This window comes from Aliiroseovarius subalbicans, from assembly GCF_022678625.1.
Taxonomy (GTDB): domain Bacteria; phylum Pseudomonadota; class Alphaproteobacteria; order Rhodobacterales; family Rhodobacteraceae; genus Aliiroseovarius_A; species Aliiroseovarius_A subalbicans.
On the sequence record NZ_JALBYQ010000007.1, the window covers coordinates 71,320 to 84,995 of the forward strand.

Below are 13,676 nucleotides of genomic sequence, written 5' to 3' on the forward strand. Positions count from 1 at the left end.
TCATCGGGTATTGGCTATTGTATTCCCCAGGATGGTTGCAAGTCGATGCGCAGGCTGTTGCCCGATGGGTCGAAGGCCTTGGCCCATTCGGTCCACTGGCAATCATAGCCCTCATGACGCTCGCAGTTGTTGCAAGCCCCATTCCAAGCGCGCCCATTGCCCTGGCGGCAGGCGCAGCCTTCGGGCAAATTGCTGGTACACTCTACGTGGCGATTGGGGCTGAGGTCGGGGCCTTGGCGGCGTTTGGCATCGCCCGCGTCTTGGGTCGGAACACGGTCGACAAGCTTCTTGACCCCCGGGCAGTTACGGGCCTGCTTGGGTCGCAAAATGCGTTGACTCTCGCTGTTTTTGTAAGCCGCTTGCTGCCGTTCGTATCATTTGATGTGATGAGTTATGCCGCTGGTTTGAGCCGGATTCACCCGTGGCGGTTCATCCTTGCTACACTGGCAGGCATTCTCCCAGCAAGTTTTGCCTTGGCCTATCTGGGCGACGAAGCCATGTCGGGAAGGTTCAGTTCTGCCGCCTGGATTGCCATTGGTCTTGGCCTCCTGACGGCCACGCCAATCCTCGTTGTGGCGCTGCGCCACAAGTCTGGCACTGTTCCCCCCTCCCCCCAATTGGAAGATCCGAAATGAACCTCGCCGCCATCCCCTTCCCCGATATCTCACCCGAGATTTTCTCCATCGAGATCGGGTCCCTGACTTTTGCCCTCAGGTGGTATGCGCTTGCCTATATTGCCGGATTGCTGCTGGGATGGCAGCTCTGTGTTCGGCTTATTCGAAACGTTGAGTTTTGGCGGGATCAAACTCCGCCTATGACATCTCTGCAGCTGGAACAGCTGCTGAATTGGGTTGTTGTGGGTGTAATTCTGGGTGGGCGGCTTGGTTTTGTGCTGTTCTATCAACCCGATTATTATCTGGCGCGGCCTTTGGAAATTCTCAAAGTGTGGCAAGGTGGAATGTCCTTCCACGGCGGTTTTTTGGGCGTATCGGTTGCGGCGCTGGTGTTCGCTTTGCGCAACCGGTTGGAAATTCTCGGTTTGGCAGATCTTCTAGCGCTTTCGGCCCCGATCGGCCTGCTTCTGGGGCGGGTCGCAAATTTCATAAACGCCGAACTTTGGGGGCGCCCGACCACCCTTCCCTGGGGCGTAGTCTTCCCGGGCGAGGCCGCCCAGTCTTGCGCCGGAGCAATAGGATTGTGTGCCCGGCACCCGTCTCAGATTTATGAAGCCGCGTTGGAGGGGTTGGTGTTGGGGGCGGTTCTACTGACCCTCGCCCTGCGTCGCAAATGGTTGCATAGCCCTGGTGCTCTGACCGGGATGTTCCTTGCGGGCTATGGCTCCGCACGCTTTCTGGTCGAGTTCGTCCGCCAACCCGATATGCAATTTGTTACGGAAGAAAACCCGATTGGTCATGCACTGCATTTCGGCACTGGGGGACTGACCATGGGGCAAATTCTCTCCCTGCCCATGATCCTGACCGGAGTCGCTCTGATCTGGTGGGTCCGATCGGACCGGGCCAACCGGAAGCCGAAAAAACATGTCGAAGTGGGTTGATCCTACCCCCACGGGAACCCCCACGCTTGTCGCATAGATTGGAGAAAACGATGTCAAATAAGACCGATCATCACCACGATCACCAGCATCATGACGCGGATCCAGAAGGGCATTCCGACATGGTGTTGAAAGCTGTTGACCCTGTCTGCGGTATGAGCGTGGAGGTGACGCAGGACACGCTCTCTAAGGATCAGGAGGGGGAAACCTACTACTTCTGCTCGGACCGGTGTCTTACCCAGTTCAAAACCGACCCCTGGCTTTACGCGTTCAGCGGCGGCGCGGATGGCAGGATGCATGAAGGCGCGCCTGGTGCTTCAACCACTCCGGTCGCTCCGGGCACAAAATGGACCTGTCCGATGCATCCGGAAATCATCCGAGATGAACCCGGATCCTGCCCGATCTGCGGGATGGCCTTGGAAACCGTTTTGCCCTCGGACGAACAAAACGAAGAATTGACTGATTTCACCCGTCGCATGTGGGTCAGTTCCGCTGCGGCGGTACCTCTGGTCGTTCTCACGATGGGCGAACTTGTCGGATTGCCCGTGCGGGATTGGCTCGGCCATCAGCTGGCAACATATGTCGAGTTCCTGATTGCCACCCCAATTATCCTTTGGGCGGCGCAACCGTTCTTTGCCCGAGGTGTTGAATCGGTACGAAACCGGTCACCGAATATGTGGACCTTGATCGCGCTTGGGGTTGGGGCAGCCTATGTTTACTCCCTATTCGCTACATTCCTGCCAAACCTGTTCCCTGACCAGTACAGAACTAAAGGTGGGGTCGGCACCTATTACGAGGCCGCTGTTGTCATCATCGCGCTTGTTTTTGTCGGTCAGGTCCTGGAACTTCGCGCGCGCGAACGCACCGGGGATGCGATCCGTGCTCTGCTCGATTTGGCACCAAAAATGGCGCGGGTCATTCTGCCCGATGGACTGGAGCGGGATGTGCCTCTTGAGCAGGTCGTTGTCGGAGATTTACTGCGGGTTCGGCCGGGTGACAGCATTCCGGTCGACGCGACCGTGATCGAGGGCCATTCATCGATTGATGAAAGCATGATCACTGGCGAGCCAGTGCCGGTTGAAAAGACAGAAGGTGACCGGGTGACCGGCGGCACAATTAACAAGAATGGATCTCTTGCCGTCCGCGCAACCCAGGTAGGCGCTGATACAGTCTTGTCACAAATTGTCGAAATGGTTGCGGGTGCCCGTCGTTCGCGCGCGCCAATTCAGGGCCTTGCTGACCGCGTGTCATCTGTATTCGTGCCGACTGTCGTGTTGATCGCTATCGTTGCATTTGTCTCCTGGGTGGTCCTGGGCCCTGAGCCGGCACTTGCCTTCGCTATCGCGGCGGCCGTGTCGGTTCTGATCATCGCCTGCCCCTGTGCGCTTGGCCTGGCAACTCCGATATCGATCACCACAGCGGCTGGGCGGGGCGCGCAAGCCGGAGTTCTGATCAAGGATGCGGAAGCGCTTGAGCGTATGGCGCGTGTGGATACGATTATCGTGGACAAAACAGGCACTCTAACCCTTGGCAAGCCCGAGCTGACCAATGTCGTGGCCTTTTCCGATCTCACGAGTGACACCGTTCTCAAGCTCGCAGCAGCACTCGAGTTGGTATCAGAGCACCCGTTGGCAGAGGCGATCGTCGAAGGGGCGCGGAGTCGAGGAATTACCTTGCCCAAAGCCGACAGCTTTGAAGCCGTGACTGGCAAAGGTGTTCAAGGCACCATCGCAGGTCAAACCGTTGCGCTTGGGAATACCGCAATGATGCAACTCTTGAGTATCGAAACCTCGGGGATTGAAGACTCCATGGATGCCCTGCGCATGGAAGGTAAGACGGCAATGTTTGTCGCCCTGGACGGCGCACTTGCAGGGGTTGTCGCGGTTGCCGATCCCATCAAGCCGACGACGGCCGGAGCCATTCGTGACCTGCACGATTTGGGGCTCAAGGTGATCATGGCAACAGGTGACAACCAACGAACCGCCGAAGCCGTCGCCGGCTCACTGGGTATTGATGATGTTCGCGCTGGTGTTCTGCCCGAAGACAAGAAAGCGCTGGTGGAAGAACTACACGCCCGTGGACATCGGGTGGCGATGGCCGGCGACGGGGTCAACGACGCGCCTGCATTGGCGGCAGCCGATGTGGGGATCGCTATGGGGACCGGAGCTGATGTCGCGGTGGAAAGTGCCGGTATCACACTGCTGGGCGGGGATCTTGTCGGTATCGTACGGGCACGCAAATTGGCCAAGGCGACACTGCGCAATATCAAGCAGAACCTGTTCTTCGCCTTTGCCTACAATGCGGCGGGCGTGCCGATAGCGGCAGGTGTCCTTTATCCGCTGCTCGGCATTTTGTTGTCGCCAATGATCGCTGCAGCCGCAATGAGCTTGTCTTCGGTCTCGGTGATATCCAACGCGCTGCGCTTGCGTCGCGTCAAACTCTGATCCGCAAAAAAGGGGGCTAGCCATGGCAAACGGGCATCAAGGGCATATGCCTTCCAGCGGGCGGGCTTTGGTGATTTCAGCTTGGCTGACGGGCGTGTATTTCGTCATTGAACTTGGAATTGGCCTTTGGACGGGCTCAATCGCCGTAATCTCGGACGCGTTTCATACCTTCTCAGCTGTTGGAGGAGTACTCGTTGCCATCGTGGCGGCTAAGCTGGCAAAGCGCCCAGCGGACGATCAGCGCAGTTTCGGATGGGCCCGGGCGGAAATTCTGGGTGCGCTTGTCAATGGCGGGTTCTTATTGGCTATGGCACTGGTCGTCATTGTTATGGCCGCAATGCGCCTCGCCACCCCTCTGGATCTGCCAACAGGCCCGATGTTGATTGCTGCGGCTGGCGGGCTGGTTACCGAGTTTATTTCGCTTGGTTTGATCTGGAGGCAAAGCAACGACGATCTCAACACGAAGGGTGCTCTATGGCACATCATCCAGACATTTGTCGGTAGCCTTCTGATCATCATAACTGCGCTGGTCATTCGCTTTACGGGCTTCCTCCTGATCGACCCGCTCTTGGGTATGGCTTTCGGTTTTGTGCTGCTCTGGGCCAGCTGGGGCATACTCAATGAAGCGGCGCACTTCTTGATGGAGGGGACACCGCCAACGGTGCATCTGCCCGAGGTTCTGCAAGCGCTCGCAACGCTCGATGGCGTCGAGAATGTTCACCACGCCCATGCCTGGGCCTTGACCAGCGGTCGCCACGTTTTCTCAGCGCACCTGCGCGTTCACGACGATGCCGCACAACGGCGTGTCCTTCCTGCGGCCTATTCCCTCCTGCGCAAGGAATACGGCTTCTTTTTCGTCACGCTGCAAGTTGAGGGCGAGTGTTTGGACGAAAGCGGGGCTGAAGAAATTGATTTGTCTGCAATCGCGAAAGAAGGAGACCACAATCATGACCAGTGAAAAATTCCACCCATTGCTTCGCATGTTCATCATTGCGGTGGTCCTTACCACGGGTGCAGAGATGTTTTATCTCGTGGTTTGGGGCATATTCCTGTTTCCCGACGGCAGCATCCTGGGAAAAGTCGTCTGGACCATGACCTGCGGCATCGCAATGGGGCTAGTGATCGGCGCCCTAACCTACTTGTGGGTGGAAGACCGATTTCAAGGGCGCGAAGCTGTCATAGGGGCTGCGTTGGTGATGGCGGCGGTCGGTAGCTACTGCGCCTGGCTATGCAGCAGGATCGACGCTCGATTTGGGTATTTTGGGGGAGACGAGAATACGGCGCTGTTCATTCTGAGCGGGGTCATCCCGGCCATTCTAGGTGGTTTTCTCTACGGCTGGATTGTCTACGGCCGATCCCCAGAGGCGGTGTGACTTTAGCATCGCGTTACTTAGATTGCGCCTTACCCGCTAATGGCTTTGTCGCGTTGTTGCAAAGGGGGAAGCGTGTTCTGGTCAGTCACAGGCTACTCCTGGCCTCCACCCTGATTGTCGTTTGGTTGTTTGGGTCGCCCGCCGGACCGCTTCAACGACAAAGGTAGGAAACAATCGATCTCTTCGTCGGAGAAGGTCATGTCCTCCATTGTCTTAAGTCGATCCTGTGCCTCCGCGTAGGCCTTTCCATTAGTCCGAGGCGCGCCGACGTAGAGAGCCGCAAGCATTGCCTGGAGCTCGTCACGGCGCTCAACGACCTTTTCATGTGGGAGCCGCGGAAGATCAGTCAGCAATGAAAGATAGCATTCGCGGACATTCCAGAGCTTTGCTCCCGCATCCCGATGCTTTTGAGCCGTAGCACCTGGCTCAAAGTTCTTGAGATATGCCGCCACCAACAAAGTCAAAAAAGACACGATGGCCGTAGCCAACTCGATCCAAAACTCATCTCGGACTACAACACCCACGGCACCGGCGCTTGTTAGTGCAGAGAGTACAATCTGAGCCCATTTGAAACGGCGGAGGTCTTGACTGCAGCGGTCTGCCATCCGTTCATGAGTCTTATGGGTGTAGACAACTCGTGCGAAACACTCTCGAATTTGGTCTTCAAACGTGATGTCGTAGCTATGCGGCATATTCTTCGTCCTGGGCGTCTCGCACGCGGATCGGAACTCGGATCGTGTCGCGTGCGACGACAACGCCCCTACTGACGGCATAACATTCCACCAGGTGATCTCCCCTGAAGGTAGTCGTCTCCTGGCGCTCACCCCGACCGACATCACGGACGATCTGACCCCGGATCATATCACGCCGCTCCGCCTCATAGCCGCGGTTCAAAACTTTCCAGTGAAACTCAACGCCATCGGGCAGGTCCGATGCATCAGCCACAAAGAACCGAAGTTTCTTTTCCGGCCGCAGGATACCCACGCCCTCCAACAGCTCACGAAGCATCGTGGGCCTGAAGCCATTCTGCGTAACTTCGCAATTGATCCGTAGGTGGTGTCGAATGTCGACAATGAACCTGTCCTCTATAAACTCCTCAGTGTTCTTGAAGACATGCGCATGTGCCTTTTGCTCCAGCTTCGCAGGTGCAGGAAAAGCTTTCCCAAAAACATCCCGCCACTTTTGACGCTCATTCTTCTGACCCGAAGCAGCGATAGCATTCTCGCAAAGCTCATAGGCCTTCTTGGCTTTCTTCTGGAACTTCTTCTTGACGCGGACCCGTTGGCGACTGCCAAGCGCGGCATAGAACTCGTGGTCTTCTTCGTTGGAGAGATACTCAAAAAAATCACGGCTCATATAGTCGTAAAAAAAGTAGCTCCGCTCGTCATAGGCATCCGTGGATTCCAGGAAATTGTACGCCAACGTGTCGATCAACAAGCCGCCCACAGCAATGCCATGCTTGTTTTTCCAGGCTCTCGCCATTTTACACAGCCGTCGCAAATTCCGGTTTTTCCGGTCATTTGAAGCCGCTATCTCTTCCATCTCTTCACGCGGTTTCGTGATTTTCCAGGAACCGTCCCCGGCCGTGTCGGGGTACTTGAAACTCCCGTCATCCTGTTCAAACGCGGGCTGCACTTCAATGTGGAAGTCTTTGTAAAGTACGCGAACGACTAGGCGATCAACTTTGACTGTGGTCGTAGGGTATCGGGCTCTGATCGCGTCTTTGGCGGACTTGAGCAATTTGTATTGCCCACCGCTTTTGTAGTCGTCCCACTTGGAGGCGGGCATGATGTAGATCATGTCGAGATCGGACACCCCGTTGATGGCCGTGAAACGCCCAATCGAGCCGACCCGCAAACTGTTGGCAGTTTTTGAATCTGTGTCTCGAAATTCGCGATTGAGCGCGGAAGTAACCTCTCCATAGCGAAGGCTAATTGTCCCGCTATTCGCCAATTGCAGGTTGTCCAGCAATTCTTCAAAATCTTCGCCTATATCCACGTATCAGTCCTCCAAAACAGGCTTTACGGATGCGTCGCCATTTTGGGGTTTCCGGGTTGGCCCCGTTGCCGCCGCTTGGCTGTCCTCGTAGAATTCACGCGCAGCAAGATGGTCCTTGAGCTGTTCGGGTCTGTAAGGCTTCATTTCACCCAAATGCGAAACTGTATCGGCTTTCAGGCGTTCCAGAACCGACGGGTGGAGCGGGAAGTCGGGGTTCACCATGCGGGGTTTTGCAGGCCACCGTTTCTGGATGGGCCCAAATTTGAACATGAAGGTTTCTTCATGCTGCATGCCCGTTGGGTCGCCGGATGTGACCAGTTGATCGTCGTTGATCAGTATCTCCGGTACACAGTCGCGCACTTCCCCGACCATCCATTCGAGCGAGATATCACTCAGCCTTGATTCAGGTTCGAGATAGCTGCCCCCGATATCGCTGTGGCATCCCGCGAACCAAATCTGCTTCAACCACTCAGGGTTTTTACCGGCGTTTTTCTTCTCTTCGGCATGCATGGCCCATTTTACACGCGGAAAATCCCTGCGGTGCTCGTCAATTGCCAAGGCATGACGTGCGAAGCCGACATCCGAGTCCAGCCATTTGTCGTAGTTTTCGCGGTTCCAAACCGCCCGGTGCCCGAATTTCCAGATCTTGGGCCAATCTCGGATGTTCGAGATTTTCAGCGGCCTGTCTTCATCAGGCGAAAAGTACTTGAACTGCGACCACCGCAGTTTGCCGTACCAGTAGAGGATCACCAATGCCAGGATGCTCGGTGGCGTCCACAGGAGCCAATGCCATGAAGCGTAAATCATGAGGAGAACAATTGCCAAAAGCGCGGCAAACGCTCCCGCTGCGGCAAATCCGACCAAGACGTTCCCGAGTGCTGCTACCGTATCGAATACCCCAACGAATGTGGGTTGCACGTTGCCCTGTACGTCCTTTTTTGCATCCGGAACAAAGCTGCCATATTTGCGCCGAAAGCGGCGACCGAGCTCCTCCCGTCGGTCGAGATAGGGCTGCTGGCCTCGGGGAAGCCCATTGCCGTGGTTATAGACATAGTTGACGGCGTCACTCGCGATCTTGCGCAGCCGTGGCCCATGCCTTGGCACCGGCGTGCCATCTGGCATCGTTGTGGGAACCCCGCAAAGGTTCATAACATTCGTGACAGCCCGGACGGTATAGGCGCCCCGCGAAAACCCGAACAATAGGATGCGATCGCCCGGCTCATAGTAAGAAATGATTTTCTCGTAGCAGTCGATCACGTTTTCATCGATGCCTGTCCCAACAGCTGCCGAAAGCACATTCCTGACCCGTTGAAATGTTAGGCCACCAACCTCGCCTGCTCCAAGGCCGGCATCATAGTAGCAGACCTGCTGTTCCGGCTTGATAGGTGAAGATGGGCCCGGCCGCATAGCCCGGTACATTTTGTAAACGTTGGAAAGCCGTTGGTCGGGGCGCAGGCCCCCCACTTGGCCAGTACCATCAGAAAAGATGAGAATGTTCTTTGGCATCTTGGCCCGTCCTGCTTCATTTCAAATCGAGGCTCTCACCCTGTGATGCCCCGAGTTTTTGCCTGTGTTTCGTGAGCCCCGAGGTCTTGGTCTCGGCATGGCTCCGGTGGTTTACAAATTTGCCTTCTTTTTGGCTTCATGTTACCATATAGAGGTGATACGCCGCGCTTTCAAGCGTTGTAGTTTACAAAATATCAATCATATGGGTGGAATGTAAACCACTCACTGGGAGGACGATATGATTGGCAAGCGACTCAAAGGAGCCCGGGCTGCATCCGGCCTTTCGCTCCGTGCACTCTCCGATGCCATGGAAAACAAAGTGTCTGCTCAGGCTATTGGTAAGTATGAGCGCAACGAGGACATGCCTGGATCGGGCGTGCTGCTGGCACTTGCCCGTGCGCTAAACGTTTCGGTGGATTTTCTGCTCAGTGACGATGAGCTCGAGTTGGACGGTGTCGAGTTTCGAAAATCCGCAAGCTCATCCGCCAAGGAGGTGGCAACGATTGAAGCCAAGACGCTCAACATGGTCGAAAAATACCTCGCTATCGAAAGCTTGCTGAATCTGTCGAGCCAGGATTGGGATGCACCGCTCGAGGCCCCGTACTGGGTGGCTGACCCTAGAGATGCAGAAGATGCAGCTCGGCATATGCGTGCTTCCTGGCAGCTTGGGCACGACCCAATTCCAATGCTTGCAGAACTCCTCGAAGAGCACGGGGTCAAGGTATTGTCGCTCGACGTTGACCGGATTGATGGGTTGGCCGCAAAGGTTCGCCGGAAAGGCGATCATTCGGCCCGCGTTATCATGGTCAAGAAGCACACTTGGTCAGAGCGAAAACGATTTAGCCTGGCGCATGAATTGGGGCACATGGTTCTCAACGTCGCAGATGGTTGCGATTCCGAGCGTGCGGCTAACCGGTTTGCGGGCGCGTTTCTCATCCCTGGCGAAGTGCTGCGCCACGAGATTGGTGCTCGTCGAACGGATATCAGCATTGGTGAGTTGATCAGCCTGAAGGATCGCTTTGGTGTGAGTATTCAAGCGTTGACTTATCGCTGTAAGGATTTGGAAATCATCAACCAGGCCACATTCGCGCGGCTGTTTAAGACTTTCAAAGAACGTGGGTGGCGTGATGAGCCATTTGAGGAACCTCATTCCCTCCCTTGGGAGAAGGAAGAGCCTGGGCGTTTTCAACGACTTTGTTTCCGGGCTCTTTCTGAAGGATTGATTGGGTTGTCTCGAGCTGCCGAACTTCTCGAAATACGTGTGAAAGAGCTGGAAGAGCGGTTGGACCACATGGCATAGTGCCCATGTGCAAGTCCTTGTTTCTGATACCTCTGTCCTGATTGACATCGAAAGAGCCTCGCTCACCGCGAGGCTCTTTGACCTTCCCTATGAGTTTGTTGTTCCCGATCTTCTCTACGAAGCGGAACTCCTCGACTGGATGGGTCCAGATCTGGTCGACCTTGGGCTGAGAGTTGAAGAACTTACGCCCCAAGAAACCGCACAAGCGACAGAACTCAAACGAGCGAAAGCTATGCTATCGACGCCAGACGTTTTTGCGTTTTGTCTGGCGGCGGAAAGGGATTGGGTTCTCCTAACCGGTGATGGAGCTCTAAGGGCAGAAGCGGAAAGCCAAAACCTCGCGATGCATGGTGTCTTGTGGGTATTTGACGAAATGGAGCGACATGATGTTTGCTCAACGGCTGTGCTCAAATCGGGTCTTGAGGTGGTTCGTGATCATCCGAGGTGCAGACTTCCGGTTCGGGAGATCAATCGCCGCCTTGTAAGATATTGAAAACAAATTAAAATAGATAGATCTCTGCCATTACGATGGCACACCAGCGCGTAGCGCTGACCAGGCTCTTGGCTGCGCCCGGAGCTGCCTGGAGGCGTCTCCGCCCATCCGGGATACGATCCCTCGTGCAATTCACAGGTGAGATCGCGGGCGAAACTGCGATCCCTTGAACCAGCGGTCAGCCGGGTCTCCGCTCCGCTCTAACCCGGCTGGCAGGTTCCCAATCTGATATCCGCCTGCCATCCGGCCGGCGTCCCGAACAGGGGCTCTGGTGTCGCGCGGCGCGCGCGCCAGCCTCCACGGAGAAATCCGGCTCCTCCCGCGCGAAGCGCGGGTCCCTCCCGATTTCACCGCTCCGGCCCCCTGTGTCGGGCCGCCGTCCGGCCGCAGGTGGGCTTGCGCCCTCCCCTGCTCTGCCCAGCCGAAAAGCACGGGGGCTTTTCAGTCTGTGAGATCAGTCGAGGCCTCCGCCACTGGCGGAAGCGGGCCAAGACCGATGGGTCGGAACAAAACAGAGCACCGCGCCGCTCCAACCGCGAAAGGAGTTAGGCCATGGGCCTCGATCAATACGCATATCTGAAAACTGCCGAGAGCGGCGATGAGGGCGAAAGCGCCAAATTCGTCTGGCGCAAGCATTCGAAGCTGCAAACCTTCATGGAAGGCCTCTATGTCGAGCGCACCGGGCTGTCCGCTACCGATCTGAACTGCGGCGAGTTGAAGCTCGAAACCACCGACATCGATACGCTCGAGCAGGCCGTGAAAGGGAGCGCCCTGCCCCACTGTGAAGGCGGGTTCTTCTATGGCCATCAGTTTCAGGACGAGCAGGCCACCCAATACCGCGACTACGACCTTGAGTTCTGCGCATGGGCGCGAGCAGAAATCGCGCAGGGATCGACCGTGATCTATTCCTGCTGGTGGTGACGCCCTGGGGCCGAGGCGCTCAGGCGCGTCGGCCCCCTCCCCCACCCCCTCCCCTATCAAAATGGCCTCAAAGCGCTCTCCGGCGCTCTGAGAGGCCCTGACAACGCATCAAAGGACCAAGATAATGACCAAGCAACAATCCATCCAGACCGACGCCGCCAGCGCCGTGATCCTGCAAATCCCGTTGGAGATGCTTTCCATCTCCGATCTGAACCCGCGCAAAGCTGTCTCTGAGGCCCATATTGAAAGCCTTGCGGACAGCATCGAGCGCTTCGGCCTCATCCACAATCTCGCCGGTCTCATGGACGAGGACGGAAAGGTTGGGGTCGTCGCGGGCGGCTGTCGCCTTCGCGCCATCCAGATGATCGCGGAACGCTCCAAGACTCATCCGTTCACCACGGTGCCCGTCAAGCTTGCCGCTGACGCCACCGAGGCCGAGGACTGGGCCAGCGCCGAAAACGCGGCCCGCGAAGACATGACCCCAGCGGATGAAATCCGCGCCTTCGGTCGCATGAAGGAACGCGGGGCCAGCGTGCCGGAAATCGCCCTCGCCTTCGCCGTGACCGAGGCCCGCGTCTATCAGCGTCTTGCCCTCGCAGGCCTGCCTGAACCCGTGCTCGACGCGCTGGCAGCGGGTGAGATCAGTCTCGGCACTGCCAAGGCTTTCACCCTCTCCGATGACGAAGCCCTGACCTTGAGCCTACTGGATCAGGTGAAAGATCAGGCCGTGTCTGAGGCCGCGATCAAGAACGCTTTGCATCCCGACGCCATCAAGGCCACGGACCGCCGCGCCAAGTTCGTCGGCATCGAGGCCTACGAGGCCGACGGCGGCACGGTCACGCGCGATCTCTTCTCGGACGAGGTCTTCCTCGCCTCCCCTGCCCTTCTGGATCGGTTGTTTGCTGAAAAGCTGGACGCCGCGCGGGCCGATCTGGTCGAGAAAGACGGCTGGGCATGGGCCGAGGCTCGCAACGAGGCCTGGCTCAATTACTACGAGTTGGACCAGATGAAGCTGGCCCGCCTCTATCCCATTGAAGGTGACCTAACCGAGGCAGAAGCAGAGGACTACGACGCGTTGGCCGATCTCGCCAATGGCGGTGTTCTGGATGAAGACGGCGAAGCCCGGCTTTCCAAATTTCAGGCCATCCTCGACGGCGATTATTCCAAGGATCAGCTGGCCCATGCGGGTTGCATTATTCTCGTGAACGGCTCAGGCAAGATCGAAGTCACCACCGGTTTGGTACGTCCGGAGGACAAAAAAGCGGCCATCGAGGCCGGTATCCTGCAAGCGCCGCAGACCAGTAAGTCCGACACCCCAAAATCCCCCTACTCGCAAAAGCTGGTGGCGGATATGCAGGCGATCCGACTGGCCTCCGTGCAAGCCGCCCTTTTGGCCAAGCCGGAACTGGTGCTGGACCTGCTGGGCTTCGGTCTGTCTGTCGCCTCTGGCAGCTTTGAGAGCGTTTTCGGCATCCGGCTGGACCGCCCGACCAACGCGCCGAGCGTAGAGGATGGCTTCATCTCCGAGCCACGTCTCGAGCACGGGATTGATGCCTGCGAATACTGGCAGAAGGGCACCCGCGTTGATGATCTCGCCGAGGCCTTTGCCGCTTTCCGCGAGGGCGGCAAGAAGGCCCGCAACGTCCAGATCACCGAAGCGATCGCGCGCACCCTGCCCCACCGGGCTGGCGGTCCAGAATTCTTTGGCTTGATCGCCGAGGAAGCCGGGGCCGATATCCGCAAGCACTGGACGCCCACGGCGGAGAATTTTTTCTCGCGCGTTTCAGCCGGACACCTTGTCGATCTGCTCTGCGAGTTCCTCGACTGTGATGCCCGTGATGAACACGTCACCGCGTTCGCCAAGCTCAAGAAGGCGGAAAAAGCCGAGAAGATGGAGAAGCTCATGAGCGATCCCACCACCCAGAAACTCATGGGACTGACGCCCGATCAGAAAGCCAAACTCGACAAATGGGTGCCCGACTGCACCTGACGGCTCCTTCGTGGGAAGGACCAACTGGCCCCGCATCACGCGGGGTCTTTTTTTGTCCAGCGATCACCCAGGAACCTGGCCTCCAAAATTGTCCGGCGG

At 57.2% G+C, this 13,676-nt stretch carries 12 protein-coding genes; 9 read left to right on the top strand and 3 right to left on the bottom strand.

The genetic code is table 11. From position 1 onward, the window contains the following. The first annotated feature begins 113 nt into the window (after window positions 1–113). The 5 genes from MN188_RS16815 to MN188_RS16835 are packed head-to-tail and all read left to right on the top strand — an operon-like array spanning window position 114 to window position 5,369. Window positions 114–635, top strand: a complete 522-nt coding sequence (locus MN188_RS16815) for a TVP38/TMEM64 family protein (protein ID WP_338023257.1) — start codon at window positions 114–116, stop codon at window positions 633–635. Continuing rightward, window positions 632–1,555 (top strand): prolipoprotein diacylglyceryl transferase, encoded by a 924-nt coding sequence (gene lgt / locus MN188_RS16820; protein ID WP_242110458.1) that lies wholly within the window; start codon window positions 632–634, stop codon window positions 1,553–1,555. Before MN188_RS16815 ends, lgt begins: the two co-directional genes overlap by 4 nt. A 50-nt stretch (window positions 1,556–1,605) precedes the next feature. After that, complete coding sequence (locus MN188_RS16825) at window positions 1,606–3,996, top strand: heavy metal translocating P-type ATPase (RefSeq protein ID WP_420839011.1); 2,391 nt, start codon at window positions 1,606–1,608, stop codon at window positions 3,994–3,996. A gap of 22 nt (window positions 3,997–4,018) precedes the next feature. After that, window positions 4,019–4,954, top strand: coding sequence for a cation diffusion facilitator family transporter (locus MN188_RS16830; protein ID WP_242110459.1), 936 nt, complete (start codon window positions 4,019–4,021; stop codon window positions 4,952–4,954). Continuing rightward, window positions 4,944–5,369 carry a hypothetical protein gene (locus tag MN188_RS16835; RefSeq protein WP_242110460.1) on the top strand — a complete coding sequence of 142 codons (426 nt, stop codon included), beginning with the start codon at window positions 4,944–4,946 and terminating at the stop codon, window positions 5,367–5,369. Before MN188_RS16830 ends, MN188_RS16835 begins: the two co-directional genes overlap by 11 nt. 92 nt (window positions 5,370–5,461) lie before the next feature. Here the strand turns inward: MN188_RS16835 and MN188_RS16840 are convergent, their stop codons facing one another. The 3 genes from MN188_RS16840 to MN188_RS16850 are packed head-to-tail and all read right to left on the bottom strand — an operon-like array spanning window position 5,462 to window position 8,873. Then, window positions 5,462–6,061: an SLATT domain-containing protein gene (locus tag MN188_RS16840; protein ID WP_242110461.1), complete on the bottom strand. Its 600-nt coding sequence runs from the start codon at window positions 6,059–6,061 to the stop codon at window positions 5,462–5,464. Beyond that, window positions 6,051–7,367, bottom strand: coding sequence for an SMODS domain-containing nucleotidyltransferase (locus MN188_RS17730; protein WP_242110462.1), 1,317 nt, complete (start codon window positions 7,365–7,367; stop codon window positions 6,051–6,053). The genes MN188_RS16840 and MN188_RS17730 overlap by 11 nt, the downstream gene beginning before the upstream one ends. A 3-nt stretch (window positions 7,368–7,370) precedes the next feature. Continuing rightward, window positions 7,371–8,873 (bottom strand): phospholipase effector Tle1 domain-containing protein, encoded by a 1,503-nt coding sequence (locus tag MN188_RS16850; protein ID WP_242110464.1) that lies wholly within the window; start codon window positions 8,871–8,873, stop codon window positions 7,371–7,373. A 238-nt stretch (window positions 8,874–9,111) separates the two neighbouring features. Here MN188_RS16850 and MN188_RS16855 point away from each other — a divergent pair, with 238 nt between their 5' ends. The 4 genes from MN188_RS16855 (at window position 9,112) to MN188_RS16870 (ending at window position 13,577) form a co-directional block, all read left to right on the top strand. Beyond that, window positions 9,112–10,173: a helix-turn-helix domain-containing protein gene (locus tag MN188_RS16855; RefSeq protein WP_242110465.1), complete on the top strand. Its 1,062-nt coding sequence runs from the start codon at window positions 9,112–9,114 to the stop codon at window positions 10,171–10,173. Window positions 10,174–10,180: 7 nt separating this feature from the next. Next, complete coding sequence (locus tag MN188_RS16860; protein ID WP_242110466.1) at window positions 10,181–10,666, top strand: PIN domain-containing protein; 486 nt, start codon at window positions 10,181–10,183, stop codon at window positions 10,664–10,666. A gap of 552 nt (window positions 10,667–11,218) precedes the next feature. Then, window positions 11,219–11,587: a phosphoglycerate kinase gene (locus MN188_RS16865; protein ID WP_242110467.1), complete on the top strand. Its 369-nt coding sequence runs from the start codon at window positions 11,219–11,221 to the stop codon at window positions 11,585–11,587. Between the two features lie 124 nt (window positions 11,588–11,711). Next, window positions 11,712–13,577, top strand: coding sequence for a ParB/RepB/Spo0J family partition protein (locus MN188_RS16870; RefSeq protein ID WP_242110468.1), 1,866 nt, complete (start codon window positions 11,712–11,714; stop codon window positions 13,575–13,577). Window positions 13,578–13,676: the final 99 nt, after the last annotated feature.

Bases quoted from the DNA above. Each gene is read 5' to 3' on its own strand.
- MN188_RS16815 (WP_338023257.1), top strand. From the start codon at position 114: ATGACGCTCGCAGTTGTTGCAAGCCCCATTCCAAGCGCGCCCATTGCC.
- lgt (WP_242110458.1), top strand. From the start codon at position 632: ATGAACCTCGCCGCCATCCCCTTCCCCGATATCTCACCCGAGATTTTC.
- MN188_RS16825 (WP_420839011.1), top strand. From the start codon at position 1,606: ATGTCAAATAAGACCGATCATCACCACGATCACCAGCATCATGACGCG.
- MN188_RS16830 (WP_242110459.1), top strand. From the start codon at position 4,019: ATGGCAAACGGGCATCAAGGGCATATGCCTTCCAGCGGGCGGGCTTTG.
- MN188_RS16835 (WP_242110460.1), top strand. From the start codon at position 4,944: ATGACCAGTGAAAAATTCCACCCATTGCTTCGCATGTTCATCATTGCG.
- MN188_RS16840 (WP_242110461.1), bottom strand. From the start codon at position 6,061: ATGCCGCATAGCTACGACATCACGTTTGAAGACCAAATTCGAGAGTGT.
- MN188_RS16850 (WP_242110464.1), bottom strand. From the start codon at position 8,873: ATGCCAAAGAACATTCTCATCTTTTCTGATGGTACTGGCCAAGTGGGG.
- MN188_RS16855 (WP_242110465.1), top strand. From the start codon at position 9,112: ATGATTGGCAAGCGACTCAAAGGAGCCCGGGCTGCATCCGGCCTTTCG.
- MN188_RS16865 (WP_242110467.1), top strand. From the start codon at position 11,219: ATGGGCCTCGATCAATACGCATATCTGAAAACTGCCGAGAGCGGCGAT.
- MN188_RS16870 (WP_242110468.1), top strand. From the start codon at position 11,712: ATGACCAAGCAACAATCCATCCAGACCGACGCCGCCAGCGCCGTGATC.